This is a genomic window from Curtobacterium sp. 24E2, assembly GCF_016925595.1.
Classification (GTDB): Bacteria; Actinomycetota; Actinomycetes; order Actinomycetales; family Microbacteriaceae; genus Curtobacterium.
Genome location: NZ_CP068987.1, coordinates 2,451,788 through 2,467,469 on the forward strand (window position 1 = coordinate 2,451,788; position 15,682 = coordinate 2,467,469).

A 15,682-nucleotide genomic window follows, 5' to 3' on the forward strand; every position below is an offset into this window, starting at 1 on the left:
GAGTCCAGGCTAATGCCTGATTTCAGGTTGCGCCATTAGATCGAGCCTGTCACTGTCTAATGCGTGAAGGACTCTGAAGCCATTAGCACCAGGCGGTACCGGGCTCCGCGCCTCGGAGCGGACTTCGCCCGGTTCTGGACCGCACAGGGCGCATCGGCGGTGGGCGGCCAGATCAGCGAACTCGCGGTGCCGCTGCTGGCCGTGCTCGTACTGCATGCTTCCGCGAGCGACGTCGGACTGCTTGGTGCGGCCCGATGGGTACCGTTCCTGGTCCTCGCGCTTCCGCTCGGTGTGCTGGTCGATCGCTGCCGACGACGGCCGATCCTGATCGCGTCGGACTTCGCCCGCGCCGTCCTCACCGTCGGAGTCGTCGTCCTCGCGTTCTCCTGCTCACTCACGCTGCCGGTCCTCGTGCTCCTGGTCTGCCTGCTCGGTGCGTTCACCGTGGCGTTCGAGGTGGGGTACCAGTCCTTCCTCCCGACGGTGGTCGGCCGGGAGCACCTCGAGCGCGCGAACGGGCGGCTGCAGGCGACGGCGTCGGCGGCCGAGGTCGGCGGCCCCGGTCTGGGTGGATTCCTCATCCAGGCGTTGTCCGCCCCGTGGGCGCTCCTCGCCCATGCCGTGACCTACCTGGTCTCAGCGTTCTCCTTGCTCGGCATCGCCGCCACCGAGCGTCTGCCCGAGCGGTCCGGACGGAGCGCCCTCCGGGACCTCGGTGACGGTCTCCGGTTCGTCGGACGCGACCGGTACCTCGTCTCCTTGGTGGGGTTCGCGGGCATCTACAACCTCTTCGCTCAGTGGGTGATGGTCCTGTTCACCGTCCACGCCGTCCGGGAACTCAACCTGACCGCCGGCCAGCTCGGTCTGGTGTTCAGCCTCGGAGCGATCGGGGCCGTCCTGGGGGCAGCAGCCGCCCCGTCGAGTGTTCGCCGGTTCGGTGGTGGCCCCGTGATGGTCGCCTGCGCTGCGGTCGAGTGCGTCGCCCTCGCCGCCCTGCCGGTGGCCGATGCGTCCTGGCCGGTCCCGGTCCTCATCGCGGTCCTCGTCACGGTGTTCGCGGTCAACGGCGCGGGCACCTCGCTGTCGAGCGTCGTCGCGCTCACCCTCCGACAGCTGCGCACGCCGGATCACCTGCTCGGCCGCGTGAACGCGACCATGCGGTGGCTCTCCTACGGCGTCATCGCGATCGGCGCCGCAGTCGGCGGCATCGTCGGCGAGTCGGTCGGCACCCGTGCCGGCATCGCGCTCGGCTGCGCAGGCACCCTGCTCACCGTCGTCTGGGTGGTCGCGTCACCGCTTCGACGCGTCGGCGACCCCCGCCTCCTCGCGACCCACGACGCAGCGCCGACCGTGCTCCGCCCGCCGTCGGCGGCGGCTTCCGCCGTCGACGAGGAGACCTCGTCGTGAGGTGATCGGCCTCCTGCTGACGGTGGTGCAGTGTTGCGTGATCGGAGCGTGAACAGCCGCAGCGCCTGCAGTCGATCGGCGCGCGGCTGATGGACGCCGTCGACCCGGCGCTCGTCGAACGTGCCGAGCACGCCCTCGAGCACACCGACGGCGTGCACGGGGTCCACGACCTCCGTCTCCGGTGGATCGGGCACCGGCTGACCGGATCGGCCACGGTCGAGATGATGACGACGGATCTGCAGGACGCCACGCACGTCGCCGACCACGCCGCGGAGCGCGTCCGGCAGACGGTCGGGAACCTCGACACGTTCAGCGTGACCCCGAACCGTCAGACGTGATGCTGCGCGATCGATGACCAGCCCGAGGACACCGCAGCCGTGCCGGCGTACCGTCGCCCGGACCACCACCACGGACGATCGGGAGAACGCATGAGCTCGCACACCACCAGCACCGCATCGGTCACCGCCAAGACCCTGCTCCGCATCGCACTCGGCGCCGTCCTCGTCTCGCACGGGTCCCAGAAGCTCTTCGGCGCCTTCGGCGGCGGGGGCATCGAGGGCACGGCGCAGGGCATGCACGCCATGGGGTTCCGCCCCGCCAAACGGAACGCCGTGCTGGCCGGCATCGGCGAGGCCGGTTCGGGCGCCGCCCTGGCACTCGGGCTCGCCACCCCGATCGCCGGCGCAGGCGCCGCGACGACGATGGGTGTCGCGTCGAGCGTGCACACCCCGAACGGCTTCTTCAACGCGGACGGCGGCTTCGAGTTCCCGGCGTTCCTCGGCTTCTCGGCGGCGATGTTCGCGCTCGGTGGCCCCGGTCCGGTGTCGCTCGACCACGCCACCCGGCATGTGTTCGACCGCCCGTGGCTGCGGGCGGTCGCCCTCGCCGCGGTCCCCGTCGCGATCGCGGTCCAGGTCGCGCAGCGTCGGAAGGCGCTCGCGTCCGACGCTGCGGCGTCCGACGACGCGTAGACCATCGCACGCCACGCCCGGTCAGACCTCAGGGATCACCCGCTCGAACCGGCTCGTGTCCGCGCCGTCGGGGTCCGGCCCGTTGCGGCGCCCGGTGTCGAGGGCATCGAGCCGCGCGAGCTCGTCGTCGGTGAGTGCGAAGTCGAACACGTCGAAGTTCTCGGCGATGCGCCCGGGGTTCGTGGACTTCGGAATGGCGTTCCGGCCCTGCTGCACGTGCCAGCGGAGCATGACCTGCGCTGGTGTCCTGCCGTGCGCTTCGGCGATCGAGGTGATCGTGGGGTCGTCCATCACGCTCACACGTTCGTCACCCCACCCCGGGTAGAACGTGATCCCGCCGATGGGCGACCACGCCTGGTCGAGGACGCCGTGTTCCGCGTCGGCGCGCTGCACGTCGGGCTGCGTGAAGTACGGGTGCAGCTCGATCTGGTTGAGCGCTGGGATCACGTCCGCCTGTTCGAGCAGCGAGCGCAGGTGGTGCGGCATGAAGTTGCTCACGCCGATCGCCCGGACCCTGCCGTCGGCGTACAAGTTCTCGAGCGCCTTGTACGCCTGCACCGTCCGGTCGAAGCGGTCGGGAGCGGGCTGGTGCAGGATCAGCACGTCGACGGTGTCGAAGCCGAGCTTGCCGGTGGCCTTCTCGAACGCGTGCAGGGCCTCGTCGTACCCGTAGTCGGAGACCCAGATCTTCGTCTCGACCACGATCTCGTCGCGGTCCACCCCGGACGCGCGGATGCCCTCGCCGACCTCGCGCTCGTTGCCGTACGCGGCGGCGGTGTCGATGTGGCGGTACCCGGTCTCCAGTGCCGTGCGGACCGCGTCCACCGTCTCGTCGGGTGCGCTCTGGAACACGCCGAGACCGATGGCCGGCAACGCGAGTCCGTTGTTCAGGGTGATCGTCTCCATGCCCACGACGGTATGCCCGTCCGGCACCGGGCGGTACGGGTGAACCAGGGGTTGACAGCCCCTGTCAGCGCGGTCGGATCGGCGATTGCATCGTCCGGTGACCACCGACACCCTGCAGCCCGCGACCGGCACGAACCGGACCGTCGTCCACACGACCGCGATCCTCGTGATCATCCTGATCAGCTATTTCATGCTGATCCTCGACAACTCGATCGTCTTCACCGGGCTGCCGACCATCCAGCGCGAGATGCACTTCACCCAGACCCAGCTCACCTGGGTCCAGGACGCGTACACGCTCACCTTCGGCGGCGCCTTGCTGCTCGGGGCGCGCGCCGGGGACATCGTCGGCCGGCGCCGCATGTTCATCATCGGGCTGGTCGTCTTCACGGTCGCCTCCGGCCTCGTCGGGGCGTCGCCCACCGGCTGGTGGATGATCGCCGCACGCGCTGCGCAGGGCATCGGATCCGCGATCCTCGCTCCGACGTCGTTGTCGCTGATCACGAGCACGTTCACGGACCGTGACGAGCGTTCGCGAGCAGTCGCGCTGTACTCGGCGGTCGCGGGGATCGGCGCGAGCCTCGGCATGGTCGTCGGCGGGGTGACCGTCGACCTCGTCTCCTGGCGCGCCGGCTTCTTCCTGAACCTGCCCATCGGTGCCGTGATGATCGTGCTCGGGGTGCGGTACCTGGTCGAGACCCGTCGCGCTCCCGGCCGGTTCGACGTCGTCGGCGCCCTCACCGCGACCATCGGCGTGGGCGCGCTGATCTTCGGGGTCATCGAGTCCTCGACACGGGGGTGGGCGTCGCCGGTCACCCTGACGGCGGTCGTCGTCGGGCTGGTGCTGCTCGCGCTCCTCGTGGTGAACGAGTGGCGTGCGGAGCAGCCGATCATGCCGCTGCGGCTCTTCCGCAGCCCGATCCGGTCGAGCGCCTACGCGATCCGCTTCCTGTACCTCGGCGCGATGATGGGCTTCTTCTTCTTCACGACGCAGTTCCTGCAGGAGGTGTTCGGGTGGACGCCACTGCAGGCCGGGTTCGGCTTCCTGCCGATGAGCGTCGTGAACTTCGCGGTCGCCGTCTCGGTGCCCCGGTTGCTCCGTCGCGTCCCGGCGGCCTGGGTGCTCGTGGCGGGTGCGGTCCTCACCGCGATCGGGATGTGGTGGCTCGCCCAGGTGCACGTCGACTCCTCGTTCACCACCGGTGTCGCGCTGCCGATGATCCTGATCGGTGGCGGGCAAGGTCTGGTGTTCGCACCGCTGACGAGCTTCGGCATCCACGGCGCCACGGCGTCGGATGCGGGCGCCGCCTCCGGCTTGGTCAACACCGCGCACCAACTCGGCAGCTCGCTCGGGCTGGCCGTCCTCGTCGCCGTCGCCACGACCGCCGCCGGGTCGGACGCGGCGGCGGTTGTCGCCCGCACGGACACGGCGCTCACGATCGCGACCGTTTTCCTCGTGGCCAGCGCCGTCATCGCGGTCGTCGTGCTCCCGCGGGCCGACGTGCGCGAGCGCAGATCGAGTGCGCCGTCGGGCGGCGGAGGTCAGGCGGGGCTGATGCCGTCGAGTCGCGCCTCTTCCGCGTCGTAGCCCGCTCGGACCTGGCGCAGCACGAGGTCGTCGATCTCGTCCGAGTCACGGAGCCGCAGCAGCGTCGCGGCCTTGTGCTGCACCAGCGCGAGCTCGAGTGCGACGGCGGTGTCGTGCCGCTGCACCGCCGGGTGGTCGTCGTCGTCCTCCTCGCGTGCTTGGATGACGTCGAGGTGCGCCTCGTAGTCCTTGCGCACCCGGTCCACGGTGGCCTGGTCGGCGCCGGTCGACCGCGCCAACCGTGGCAGGGCGTCGAGCGCCTCCTCGATGGCGGTCCGCTCGGCGTAGCGACGTTCCTCACCGACCGACTCGTCCTCGGGCAGCGCGGCCCGCCGCAGGACCGCCGGCAGCACGAGGGCTTGCCCGACGATGGTGACGACGACCACGCCGGCCGTCACGAAGACGATGAGGTCGCGGTCCGGGAAGTCCGCTCCGGACTCGAGCACGCGGGGACGGCGACGGCCATCGCCAGCGAGACCGCGCCGCGGAACCCGGCGAAACCGCTCACGAGCCGGTCGCGGTGGCCCTCGCGGGGTGCACCGCCGGTCCGACGGGTGACGAGCCAGACGGTGCCGCCCGCGGCGTTGAGGAACGCGAACCGGACGACGACGAGCACGACCGCCACCGCCAGGACGACGCCGACGGCGCGGAGCAGCTCCGAGGGCGTCAGCGCCCGGGCTGCGACCATCGCCTCGATGCCGACCAGGACGAACAGCGCGCTGTTGAGCAGGAACGTCAGGAACGACCAGAAGGCGCGGACCTGCTGCCGGGTCTCGGCGCGGTCGAGCTTCGGGCCGACCTGGCTGACGACGATGCCGGCCGCCACCACCGCGAGGACGCCGGAGGCGCCGATCGCCTCGGCCGCCAGGAACGCCCCGAACGGCACGAGGAGCGTGACGAGGTTCTCGAGCACCACGGTGTCGACCCGGCGCAGCACGAGCGTGCCGACCCACGCCGCGGCGAGCCCCGCGGCGACCCCGCCCACGTAGGACAGCACGAGCATCCCCGACACGCCCCAGAACGTGAGTTCCTGCGTGCCGACCGTGACGGCGACCGCGATGCCGTAGATGACGAGGGTCGTACCGTCGTTCACCAGGCTCTCGGCGCGGAGGACCGTGACGTTCCGGCGGGGCAGCATCTTCGTGAGCACGCCGACCGCGGTGGCGTCGGTCGGGGCCACGGCGGCGCCGAGCACCCACGCCGGACCCCAGGGCAGGCCGAGCAGGTGGAGCAGCACGGCGACGGCGCCGGCCGTGACCACCACGAGCAGGGTGCCCATCAGGACGATCCCGCGCAGGTTCTTCCGGATCTCGCGGAGCGACGTCGTCAGGCTCTCCCAGTACAGGAGCGCCGGCAGGAACAGCAGCAGGACCGCGTCGGCCGGCAGTTCGACGTCCGCGAACTGCGGCACGAACGCCAGGGCTGCCCCGAAGACGAGCAGCAGCACCGGAGGGGCAACCCGGATCCGGTCCGCGATCCCCGCCGTCAGTGCGATGGCGAGGCCGAGGACGACCACCAGTTCAGGACCCAGCACGTGCACTCCGATCGTCGTCCGACCCGCAAGTCAACGCCGATCTCCGGTGGATCCTTCCAGGCGCGTGATCAGACGGGGTGTGGGCGCCGGGACAGCCGACGCCACCACGCCCGCCACGGCAGCGAGCTCGCGAGCGCCGAACCGATCACCACGCTGCCGAACCAGGCGACGACGACCCCGGGGATCGGCACGAGCAGGCTCGCCCACAGCAGCACCGCGAGCACCCCGAGCACGTACGCCGCCCCGGCCTTCAGGTACCGCAGCCGCTTCAGTCCCGCGGCCTCGTCCAAGCGCGAGGTCAACCGCGCCAGGAACACGGCGCCGACGCCGATCGCCGCCACCGCGACCGCCGCCTGTTCGAGCGCTCCGAGGCCGTCGGCGCCGAGGATCCCGGACCCCGACAGGCTGTACACGCCGTCCAGGATCTCGAACAGCATGAACACCACGAGCCCCCGCTCGAACACGACGGTGGAGGCGTAGGCGTGGATCCGCCAGGCGCCCCGGCCGACCCCGATCGACGCGGTGTCCGAGCCGACCCCGTCGAGCGCCCACGCGGCGACGCGCTTCGACCCGAGGTACGCGGCGATGCCCGCCGCACCGCCGAGCACGACCGGCAGCAGGGCACCCGGCGACCACGCACGGTCGACGCCGACGAGGACGGCCGTGACGGCGACCCCCGTCGCAGCGGTGACCAGCGACCAGACGCGAGGACGCGCGACGGCGGCGAGCCGGGCCTCCAGGCGGCCCAGCCAGGACCTGCGTGACGCACGGTCGGTGTTGAACAGGTACTCGGCGAACACGAGCCAGATGAAGGCGGCGCCGAAGGCGGCGAGGGCGGGGCGCACCTCGGCGAGGTGCGCCGAGAACGAGCCGGGGGCGAAGACGGCCTCCTGCACGGAGCTCGCGGGGTCGGTCGCGTCGCCGACCGCGACCGCAGCCGGCGGCAGGAGCAGCCGCATCGCGAGGACGCCCGCGACGATCCCGAGCGACAGGAACAGCCGTCGGGCGGGGAGTGCAGCCGTCCGGCGATGCCGGCCATCGGCACCGACGAGTCGGCGGCCATCGCGATCTCGAGGAGCGCGAGCGCGACGAAGGCCAGGGCGGCGGCGGGGCCGAGGACGAACCAGGCGGCCGCGGCGGCCGCGACCGTGACGAACAGGGGGACGGTCAAGAGCGATCTCGTGGCCATCACCCCATCCAGCACCGGTCGCCTGGGTGGGCGGTGGAGCGCTCCTGCGCATCAGCCTGGAGGCCCGGGTCGATCCGCGCAGAACGGGTGACGGCCCGTCCCCACTTGCGGGGACGGGCCGTCGGGTCACGCGGGCAGGCGGTCGCCTCAGTCGTGGAACGTCTCGATCGACGCGCCGAGCGAGTTCAGGCGCTCCTGGAGCTGCTCGTAGCCGCGGGCGATGATGCCCACGTTGCGCAGGACGCTCTCGCCCTTCGCCGCGAGCATGGCCAGCAGGATGACCACCGCGGGGCGGAGGGCCGGCGGGCAGCTGATCTCGGCACCCGAGAAGTGCGTCGGACCCGTGACGTCCAGGCGGTGCGGGTCGCGCAGGGTGACGCTCGCGCCGAGGCGGGTCAGGTCGAGCAGGTGGATCGCCCGGCCCTCGTACACCCAGTCGTGCACGAGCGTGGTTCCCTCGGCCATCGCGGCGATGACCACGAAGAACGGCAGGTTGTCGATGTTCAGCCCGGGGAACGGCATCGCGTGGATCTTGTCGATCGGGGCGTGCAGCTCGGACGGGTGCACGGTGATGTCGACCAGGCGGGTGCGGCCGTTCGCGGCGGGGTACTCGTCGGTGACGTCGAACCGCAGGCCCATCTCGGCCAGGGTCGCGAGCTCGATCTCGAGGAACTCGATCGGCGCCCGGGTGACGGTGAGCGTGGAGTCGGTGACGATGCCGGCGGTCAGCAGACTCATCGCCTCGACCGGGTCCTCGCTCGGCCAGTAGTCCACGACCTCGTCGATGCGGCTCTTGCCGGTGATGCGGAGCGTGGTGGTGCCGATGCCCTCGATCTGCACCCCGAGCAGCTCGAGGAAGAAGCAGAGGTCCTGCACCATGTAGTTGGGGCTGGCGTTGCGGATCACGGTCTCGCCGTCGCGGGCGGCCGCGGCGAGGATCGCGTTCTCGGTCACCGTGTCGCCGCGCTCGGTGAGGACGACGGACTTCGTGGGGACGTCCTGGTTCGCGACGCCGACCTCGTACCAGCCGGAGGTCGCCTCGACGTCGACGCCGAAGGGACGCAGCGCGATGAGGTGCGGCTCGACCGTGCGGGTGCCGAGGTCGCAGCCGCCGGCGTAGGGGAGTCGGAAGGACTCGTACCGGCCGCTGAGCGGACCGAGGAACATCAGGACGCTGCGGGTGCGGCGGGCGGCGTCGGCGTCGATCGCGTCGAGGTGCAGGTCGGACGGGGCGACGATCTCGAGGGTCTCGCCGTCCTCGGACCACGTGACGCTCGCGCCGAGGCTGCGGAGCACGTCGATGATCCGGTCGACCTCGACGATCCGGGCGACCTTGTGCAGGCGGGTGACGCCGCGGTTGAGCAGCGAGGCGCAGAGCAGCGCGACGGCGGCGTTCTTGCTCGAGTTGACGGCGATGGACCCGCTGAGCTTCCGGCCGCCCTGCACGCGCAGGTGCGCACGCTGCGGGGCGCCGCCGATCGACACGATCTGCTGGTCGAGAGCGTCGCTGATGCGGGTGAGTATCTCGAGGGACAGGTTCTGCCCACCCTGTTCGATGCGGTTGATCGCGCTCTGGCTGGTGCCGACGCGTTCGGCGAGCTGCGCCTGGGTCATGCTGCGGCCCTTGCGTGCGCCCCGGATGAGGGCACCGACCTCGCGGAGCGGGGCGGCGGATGCCGGGGTGGCCGGCGAGACGACGGTGGTGGTGTCGGACATGCCGTCAACGTAACACGCTCATGAGATAAAAACGGGGTGGCGGTGCATCGAATTCCCAGCGATCGGGGCACAACAACTCGTATCTGAGATGAACTAACGAACAGGTGTGGTCCGCCGATAGACCTCCGTGCAGGCCCACGGACGGGCAGCATCCCGCCCCACGGACGGCGGCGGGACGATCGAGAACCAGGACGGGCCATGATCGTCGTCACACGACTCAACGGCAGCGCATTCGCTGTCAACCCCGACCTCGTGGAGCGCATCCACGAGACGCCGGACACGACGCTCATCATGGTCGACGGGGCGAAGTACATCGTCCGCGAGTCCATGGCCGACGTCATCGACCTGATCGCCGCGTACCGTGCCCGCATCGTCGGCATGGCCTACGGCACCGACCTGCCGAACACGCGGAACGCCACCGGCCCCCAGCCGACGCTGGCCGCGGTCGCGCCCCTCCGCACGCAGGACGGGGGTCGCTGACGTGGACATCGCGACGATCATCGGGATCCTGCTCGCCTTCGGCGCCCTGTTCGGCATGGTCGAGATGGAGCACGTCGAGCTCGCCGGGCTGTTCCTGCCCGCGCCGATGCTGCTCGTGTTCGGTGCCACCATCGGCTGCGGCATCGCGAGCACCACGCTGAAGGACGCCATCGCGAGCTTCAAGGCCGTGCCGAAGGCGTTCACCGGCAAGGTCACACCGCCGCAGTCGGTCATCGACGACGTCGTGGGCCTGGCGGAGACGGCTCGGTCGAACGGTCTGCTCGCCCTCGAGCAGGAGGCCGACAAGCACGACGACCCGTTCATGAAGAAGGCGCTGCAGAACATCGCGGACGGCACCGACGGCGACGAGCTGCGGATCCTGCTCGAGGACGAGATCGAGTCGAACGCGGCTCCGACGCGCAGCGCGAGTGCGTTCTTCATGGGCCTCGGCGGCTTCGCCCCGACCGTCGGCATCATCGGCACCGTGGTGTCCCTGACCCACGTGCTCGCGAACCTCGGCAAACCCGACGAGCTCGGCCCCCTCATCGCGAGCGCGTTCGTCGCGACCCTGTGGGGCCTGCTCACCGCGAACTTCATGTGGCTGCCGATCGGCGGCAAGCTCCGGAAGCTCGCGCAGCTCGAATCGGACCGGCAGACGCTCCTGATGGAGGGGCTGCTCGCGGTCCAGGCCGGCAGCCAGCCCCGCCTGCTCGGTGAACGCCTGAAGGCGATGGTGCCGCCGGCGGCCCGGGCCGACGGCGCCGCGAAGGCGAAGGGCAAGAACGGCAAGGGCGCCGCCACCGACGACGCCGACGACCAGCAGCTGGCGGCCTGACGATGAGCGCCAACCCTCGAGGGCGCGGCCGTGGTCGTGCGAAGAAGGGCCACGACGAGGCCGAGCACCCCGACGAGCGCTGGATGGCGTCCTACATGGACATGATCACGGTGCTGATGTGCATGTTCCTGGTGCTGTTCGCCATGTCGACGGTCGACCAGGAGAAGTACATCGCGCTGAAGAACTCCCTGGCGACGGGCTTCGGCGAGGTGAAGTCGCAGAAGGTCGACACCGCCAGCGGCACGGTCGTCACGAAGGACCAGGTCGAGGACGGCTCCGGGTACTCGACCGACAAGTCACAGGCCGACCACTCGACGGCGTCGTCCGGCACGAAGGACACCAACGTCGACCCCGCGTCGACCGTCGTGCCGGTGACCGCGACGAAGCAGGACCTGGCCGACGCGAAGAAGGAACTCGACGACCTCACCGCGATCGAGAGCGCGATCGAGAAGAACCTGGCGAAGGCCGGCCAGACCGCGAACGTGCAGTTCACCGTCGACGCCCGTGGGCTGATCGTCCGGCTCGTCGGCAGCGAGACGTACTTCGGCACGAACAGCGCGGACCTGTCCGACCAGGCGAAGTCGATCATGGACGCGATCGCCCCGGTCCTGAAGACGAGCCACCACGACGTCAGCGTCGAGGGGCACGCCGACCAGCGGAACTCGACGGCGCCGTACGCCACCAACTGGGAGCTCAGCGCGGCCCGGGCGACGGGGGTGCTGCGCGACCTGGTCGAGCGTGGCGGCATGCCGGGCGACCACGTGCAGAGCGTCGGCTTCGGGTCGAGCCGGCCGCTCGCGAAGGGCGGGACGGACCAGGACCTCGCCTTGAACCGACGGGTCGACATCGTGGTGCTGTCGAACGCCGACCAGGACGTCAGCGCGCTGATGCCGGCACTGGCGAAGGCGCAGGACGGGGCACGCCAGGGCTGACGGACGACCGACGGGGCCACACACCCCTGCATCCCCAGTACGGGGTACAGCACTGACGGGTGCCGCACAGGCGACCGATAGACGCACCCGTGACCGAGACCCTGCCAGCGCCCGAGGTGTACGACTTCGCGCGCCCGTCGACGCTCGCCCGCGAGCACGCCCGGGTCCTCGAGCTCGCGTTCGAGACCTTCGCGCGGCAGTGGGGCACGCAGCTCACCGCGAAGGTGCGTGCCGTCAGCCAGGTCACCTGCGAGCAGGTGCAGATGGTGACGTACGACGAGTACGCCGCCTCGCTGCCCGCGCTCACCGGCATGGTGCTGCTGCCGATCGCGGACGTCGTCCCGAAGGGCGTCCTGCAGGTCCCGCTCGACGCCGCGCTGACCTGGGTCTCGCACGCCCTCGGCGCCTCGAAGCCGCTGCCGACCCCGGAGCGCACCTTCACGCCCATCGAGCAGGCCCTCGTGCGCAAGATCGTCGAAGACGCCCTCGACGACCTCCGCTACTCGTTCGGCGGGTTGCTCGCGCACGACGTCACGGCGGGTGGCTTCCAGTTCAACTCGCAGTTCGCCCAGGCCGCCCAGAAGGGCGACCTGATGATCGTCGCGGCGTTCTCGATCCGCGTCGGCGACCGCGTCGCCCCCGGCACGCTCGCGCTGCCGGCCGAGGCGGTCCTGCCGCAGCTCGGCGAAGCCGCCGCCCACGTGTCGCCCGCCGACGCCCAGGCCCTGCTCGACGCGCAACTCGCGGGCGTCCCCGTCGGCGTCAGCCTGCGCTTCGCACCGGCGACGGTCCTGCCCACGCAGGTGCTCCGGCTCGCCGTCGGCGACGTCCTGCCGCTGCCGCACCCGCAGCACCGCCCCTCACCATCGCGGTCGACGGTGAACCCGTCGGCACCGCCGCGGTCGGCGCGAACGGCTCGCGCCTCGCCGGCATCGTCGTCACCACCACGAGCACGGAGCAGCACTGATGACCGAAACGACCACCCTCCAGACCACCGCGGCCGAGTCGCTCGCGGCGCAGCTCCCGACGGCCGTCCCGCTGGGCGCGCTGCTGCTGCCGGGAGGCGCGACCCCGGTCGTGCTCGAAGCGGCGACCGACGCCGTGGTCGCGTCGTTCGTCGGCGGCCTGTCGGCCGACCTGGCCCTCGTGCTCACCGACCTCGAGGCCGTCATCGCTGCCGGCGGTACCGACCACGGGATCGTCGCGGTCACCGACGTGCTGCGTCCGTCGCTCGAGGCTGCTGCGTCGGTGCTCGGCGTCGGGGTCCTCGGCGAGGCGAGCCGCGAGTCGGCAGCCGCGCTGCTGGCCGACCCCGACACGGTGGTGTTCGAGCTGACCGCCGGTGGTGTCCCGAGCGGCTGGTTCGGGATCCGGGTGCGCGAGCACGGCACGGTCTCGGCCGCCGCGCCCGTCGGGGTGCCCGCCGGCAACCTCGGCCGCATCAACAACGTCGAGATGACCCTGACCGTCGAGATCGGCCGCACCCGCATGTCGGTCCGCGACGTGCTCGGCATGGAGCCCGGCGCGGTCGTCGAACTCGACCGCAGTGCCGGTGCTCCCGCCGACGTCCTGCTGAACGGCCGCCTGATCGCGCACGGCGAGGTCGTCGTCGTCGACCAGGACTACGCCGTCCGGATCACCCGCATCCTCGACGTCGCCGAATCCCTCTGAGCCTGCGCGTGGACACCCTCCTCGTCACCCTCCGCGTCGCGCTGTCGCTCGGCGTCGTGCTCGTCCTCATGTGGGTGTTGCACCGTGCCAGCAAGAAGCGCTTCGCGGGCAAGACCTCCGGGCGCCGTGCGGCGACCGTCGAGGTCGTCGGTCGCCAGGGCCTCGGTGGCAAGGCGAGCGTCGTGGTGGTCGACGTCGAGGGTGAGCGCCTGGTGCTCGGGGTCTCCGAGCAGGGCGTCAGCCTGCTCACCAGCGGGCAGGCGCCCGCTCCGGAGCTCACCATCGTGACCGGACCCGTGCAGCTGCCCGTGCGTCCCGCCCCGTCGGCCGACGTGTTCGGTCAGGAACTCGCGCTGCAGGCGGACGCCCCCACGTCCCTCCAGGCACGGCCGGAGCGCCGCGGGCGCGTCGATCCGGAACCGGCTGGTGGGGCCCACCTCCCGGCCGACGCGGCGACGCCGCTGCCGATGCGCCCGCGCAACCGCCGTCCGCAGCGCACCCCGCTGCCGACCGCGCAGCAGCTGCAGGGCTCGATCCTGTCGGTCGACACCTGGCGGCAGGCGGCCGCCGCACTGCGGAACCGGCGGGTCGGGTGACCGCCGTCCGCTCGGCACGTGTCCTGGCCCTCGTCCTGCTCGGGCTGGCGGTCGTCGCCGGCTTCCTCATGCTCACCGCGACCGGTGCCCACGCCGCCGGCGTCGTCGAACCGACCGCCCCCGCCACGCCGACCGCTCCCGCAACCGGCGACTTCAGCGTCAGCGTGAACGGCCCGGACGGCACCCCGTCGTCGGCCGTCGTGACGCTCATCGGCATCACGCTGCTCAGCGTCGCCCCGGCGCTCATGCTCATGATGACGTCGTTCACGAAGATCTTCGTCGTCCTGGCGATGACCCGGAACGCCCTGGGCCTGCAGTCGATCCCGCCGAACCAGGTGATCGCGGGCCTGGCACTGTTCCTGTCGCTGTTCGTGATGGCGCCGGTGCTCGGGCACATCAACGACGACGCCCTGCAGCCCTACCTGGCCGGGCACCTCGACTTCAACCAGGCCGTCGAGATCGGCACGAAGCCCTTGCGGACCTTCATGCTCCACCAGACCCGCGACGAGGACGTCGCCCTGATCACCCGCGCCGCCGGGCTCGACAACCCGAAGTCGATGGCCGACGTGCCGATGACGACGGTGATCCCGGCGTTCATCATCTCGGAGCTCCGCAGTGCGTTCATCATCGGGTTCGTCATCTTCATCCCGTTCCTGGTGATCGACCTCGTCGTCTCGGCGGCGCTCATGTCGATGGGCATGATGATGCTCCCGCCGGTCATGATCTCGCTGCCGTTCAAGATCCTGCTCTTCGTGCTGGTCGACGGCTGGGGCCTCATCATCACGTCGCTCATCGAGAGCTACCACGTTGTCTAGGGGGCACGCATGAACCAGCAGGCCGTCATCGACCTGGTCCTCCAGGCGCTCCTGGTCGCAGGCAAGCTCGCCGCTCCGGTGCTCGTGACGTCGCTCGTCGTCGGGTTCGCGATCTCGCTGTTCCAGTCCGTGACCCAGATCCAGGAGGTCACGCTCTCGTTCGTGCCGAAGGCCGTCGCCGTCGCCATCGCCCTGGTGATCTGCGGCAACTGGATGATCTCGGAGATGGTGGCGTTCACGCACGTCGCCTTCGACATGATCCCGAAGATGCTCGGCAGCGGCTGATGGAGCTCAGCATCGACGCCGACCGTCTGGAGGCGACCATGCTCGCCGGCGTCCGGCTCGTCGCGTTCTTCGTCATCGCGCCGCCGTTCTCGTACCGCGCGTTCCCCGGTACCGTGAAGGTGATCCTCGGGCTCGGCCTGGCGATCGGTGTCGCCCCGCGCGTCGCCGTCGGCTACGAGTCGCTCGACACCGGGCCGTTCCTGCTCGCCCTGCTCACCCAGCTCGTCGTCGGGCTGTCGCTCGGCTTCCTGGTGTTCCTGGTGTTCGCCGCGGTGCAGTCGGCCGGCGCGCTCATCGACCTGTTCGGCGGGTTCACGCTCGCGCAGGCGTTCGACCCGCAGTCGCAGGTCAACGGCGCCCAGTTCACCCGGCTGTTCCAGATGGCGGCGCTCGCGCTCCTGTTCACCTCGGGCGGGTACCAGCTCATCGTCGGTGGGCTCGTGCGGTCCTTCGACGCCGTGCCCCTGACCGGCACGTTCGCGGTCGACGGACTGGCCCACCTGCTCGTGGCGGCGATGTCGCAGATGTTCCTGGCGACGCTGCAGATCGCCGGACCGCTGGTGGTCGTGCTGTTCCTGGCGGACGTCGGCCTCGGCCTGCTCACCCGCGTCGCACCGGCACTCAACGCGTTCCAGATGGGGTTCCCGATCAAGATCGGGCTGACCGTCCTGTTCGCCGGAGCGCTCTTCATGGCCCTGCCCTCGGTGGTGTCGTCGCTGACCGGCGACGCCGTCCAGGCGATCACGGGACGGGGGTGAGG

17 protein-coding genes and 1 pseudogene are annotated in these 15,682 nt (G+C 70.9%); 13 read left to right on the forward strand and 5 right to left on the reverse strand.

Features of this window, described 5'->3' with window-relative positions; all coding sequences use genetic code 11:
- Nucleotides 1-63: 63 nt before the first annotated feature.
- The 3 genes from JN350_RS12105 (at nucleotide 64) to JN350_RS12115 (ending at nucleotide 2,378) form a co-directional block, all read left to right on the forward strand.
- Complete coding sequence (locus JN350_RS12105) at nucleotides 64-1,407, forward strand: MFS transporter (RefSeq protein ID WP_205462365.1); 1,344 nt, start codon at nucleotides 64-66, stop codon at nucleotides 1,405-1,407.
- Nucleotides 1,408-1,496: 89 nt separating this feature from the next.
- Complete coding sequence (locus JN350_RS12110) at nucleotides 1,497-1,745, forward strand: cation transporter dimerization domain-containing protein (protein ID WP_205462366.1); 249 nt, start codon at nucleotides 1,497-1,499, stop codon at nucleotides 1,743-1,745.
- Nucleotides 1,746-1,835: 90 nt separating this feature from the next.
- Nucleotides 1,836-2,378 (forward strand): DoxX family protein, encoded by a 543-nt coding sequence (locus tag JN350_RS12115; RefSeq protein ID WP_205462367.1) that lies wholly within the window; start codon nucleotides 1,836-1,838, stop codon nucleotides 2,376-2,378.
- A 21-nt stretch (nucleotides 2,379-2,399) separates the two neighbouring features.
- On the opposite strand, the gene JN350_RS12120 is transcribed toward JN350_RS12115, so the two are convergent.
- Nucleotides 2,400-3,284 carry an aldo/keto reductase gene (locus JN350_RS12120; RefSeq protein ID WP_205462368.1) on the reverse strand — a complete coding sequence of 295 codons (885 nt, stop codon included), beginning with the start codon at nucleotides 3,282-3,284 and terminating at the stop codon, nucleotides 2,400-2,402.
- A 97-nt stretch (nucleotides 3,285-3,381) separates the two neighbouring features.
- On the opposite strand from JN350_RS12120, the gene JN350_RS12125 reads away from it, so the two are divergent.
- Nucleotides 3,382-4,869 (forward strand): MFS transporter, encoded by a 1,488-nt coding sequence (locus tag JN350_RS12125; protein ID WP_240347291.1) that lies wholly within the window; start codon nucleotides 3,382-3,384, stop codon nucleotides 4,867-4,869.
- Here JN350_RS12125 and JN350_RS19515 read toward each other — a convergent pair.
- From JN350_RS19515 to JN350_RS12140, 4 genes are all read right to left on the reverse strand, one after another.
- Nucleotides 4,824-5,315, reverse strand: a complete 492-nt coding sequence (locus JN350_RS19515) for a hypothetical protein (protein ID WP_240347292.1) — start codon at nucleotides 5,313-5,315, stop codon at nucleotides 4,824-4,826. The genes JN350_RS12125 and JN350_RS19515 overlap by 46 nt on opposite strands.
- Nucleotides 5,264-6,403, reverse strand: coding sequence for a cation:proton antiporter domain-containing protein (locus JN350_RS12130; RefSeq protein ID WP_240347293.1), 1,140 nt, complete (start codon nucleotides 6,401-6,403; stop codon nucleotides 5,264-5,266). The genes JN350_RS19515 and JN350_RS12130 overlap by 52 nt, the downstream gene beginning before the upstream one ends.
- Before the next feature lie 68 nt (nucleotides 6,404-6,471).
- A complete protein-coding gene (locus JN350_RS12135) occupies nucleotides 6,472-7,644 on the reverse strand; it encodes a DUF475 domain-containing protein (RefSeq protein ID WP_205462369.1) in 1,173 nt (390 codons plus the stop codon).
- Nucleotides 7,645-7,739: 95 nt separating this feature from the next.
- Nucleotides 7,740-9,308: a helix-turn-helix domain-containing protein gene (locus JN350_RS12140; protein ID WP_205462370.1), complete on the reverse strand. Its 1,569-nt coding sequence runs from the start codon at nucleotides 9,306-9,308 to the stop codon at nucleotides 7,740-7,742.
- A gap of 198 nt (nucleotides 9,309-9,506) precedes the next feature.
- Here JN350_RS12140 and JN350_RS12145 point away from each other — a divergent pair, with 198 nt between their 5' ends.
- The 9 genes and pseudogenes from JN350_RS12145 to JN350_RS12185 all read left to right on the forward strand — a co-directional run bounded on the left by JN350_RS12145 (nucleotide 9,507) and on the right by JN350_RS12185 (nucleotide 15,680).
- Complete coding sequence (locus JN350_RS12145; RefSeq protein WP_123938088.1) at nucleotides 9,507-9,788, forward strand: flagellar FlbD family protein; 282 nt, start codon at nucleotides 9,507-9,509, stop codon at nucleotides 9,786-9,788.
- A 1-nt stretch (nucleotide 9,789) separates the two neighbouring features.
- A complete protein-coding gene (locus tag JN350_RS12150; protein ID WP_205462371.1) occupies nucleotides 9,790-10,623 on the forward strand; it encodes a motility protein A in 834 nt (277 codons plus the stop codon).
- Nucleotides 10,624-10,625: 2 nt separating this feature from the next.
- Nucleotides 10,626-11,555, forward strand: a complete 930-nt coding sequence (locus JN350_RS12155; protein ID WP_205462372.1) for an OmpA/MotB family protein — start codon at nucleotides 10,626-10,628, stop codon at nucleotides 11,553-11,555.
- 116 nt (nucleotides 11,556-11,671) lie between these two features.
- Nucleotides 11,672-12,154, forward strand: a pseudogene (locus JN350_RS19520) (hypothetical protein); the annotation flags it as partial.
- A 367-nt stretch (nucleotides 12,155-12,521) separates the two neighbouring features.
- Complete coding sequence (fliN, locus tag JN350_RS12165) at nucleotides 12,522-13,226, forward strand: flagellar motor switch protein FliN (protein WP_123292757.1); 705 nt, start codon at nucleotides 12,522-12,524, stop codon at nucleotides 13,224-13,226.
- 8 nt (nucleotides 13,227-13,234) lie between these two features.
- Entirely contained in the window at nucleotides 13,235-13,822 is a 588-nt protein-coding gene (locus tag JN350_RS12170) for a FliO/MopB family protein (RefSeq protein ID WP_205462373.1), read from the forward strand.
- Nucleotides 13,819-14,637: a flagellar type III secretion system pore protein FliP gene (gene fliP / locus JN350_RS12175; protein WP_205462374.1), complete on the forward strand. Its 819-nt coding sequence runs from the start codon at nucleotides 13,819-13,821 to the stop codon at nucleotides 14,635-14,637. The genes JN350_RS12170 and fliP overlap by 4 nt, the downstream gene beginning before the upstream one ends.
- Nucleotides 14,638-14,646: 9 nt before the next feature.
- Complete coding sequence (gene fliQ, locus JN350_RS12180) at nucleotides 14,647-14,922, forward strand: flagellar biosynthesis protein FliQ (RefSeq protein ID WP_205462375.1); 276 nt, start codon at nucleotides 14,647-14,649, stop codon at nucleotides 14,920-14,922.
- The gene (locus JN350_RS12185; protein WP_205462376.1) at nucleotides 14,922-15,680 is read left to right on the forward strand and encodes a flagellar biosynthetic protein FliR; all 759 of its coding nucleotides are present in this window, start codon (nucleotides 14,922-14,924) and stop codon (nucleotides 15,678-15,680) included. The genes fliQ and JN350_RS12185 overlap by 1 nt, the downstream gene beginning before the upstream one ends.
- Nucleotides 15,681-15,682: the final 2 nt, after the last annotated feature.

What these genes read in the sequence shown, in the direction of transcription:
- JN350_RS12110 (WP_205462366.1), top strand. Translation starts at nt 1,497, where the DNA reads ATGGACGCCGTCGACCCGGCGCTCGTCGAACGTGCCGAGCACGCCCTC.
- JN350_RS12115 (WP_205462367.1), top strand. Translation starts at nt 1,836, where the DNA reads ATGAGCTCGCACACCACCAGCACCGCATCGGTCACCGCCAAGACCCTG.
- JN350_RS12120 (WP_205462368.1), bottom strand. Translation starts at nt 3,284, where the DNA reads ATGGAGACGATCACCCTGAACAACGGACTCGCGTTGCCGGCCATCGGT.
- JN350_RS12135 (WP_205462369.1), bottom strand. Translation starts at nt 7,644, where the DNA reads ATGCGCAGGAGCGCTCCACCGCCCACCCAGGCGACCGGTGCTGGATGG.
- JN350_RS12140 (WP_205462370.1), bottom strand. Translation starts at nt 9,308, where the DNA reads ATGTCCGACACCACCACCGTCGTCTCGCCGGCCACCCCGGCATCCGCC.
- JN350_RS12145 (WP_123938088.1), top strand. Translation starts at nt 9,507, where the DNA reads ATGATCGTCGTCACACGACTCAACGGCAGCGCATTCGCTGTCAACCCC.
- JN350_RS12155 (WP_205462372.1), top strand. Translation starts at nt 10,626, where the DNA reads ATGAGCGCCAACCCTCGAGGGCGCGGCCGTGGTCGTGCGAAGAAGGGC.
- fliN (WP_123292757.1), top strand. Translation starts at nt 12,522, where the DNA reads ATGACCGAAACGACCACCCTCCAGACCACCGCGGCCGAGTCGCTCGCG.
- fliQ (WP_205462375.1), top strand. Translation starts at nt 14,647, where the DNA reads ATGAACCAGCAGGCCGTCATCGACCTGGTCCTCCAGGCGCTCCTGGTC.
- JN350_RS12185 (WP_205462376.1), top strand. Translation starts at nt 14,922, where the DNA reads ATGGAGCTCAGCATCGACGCCGACCGTCTGGAGGCGACCATGCTCGCC.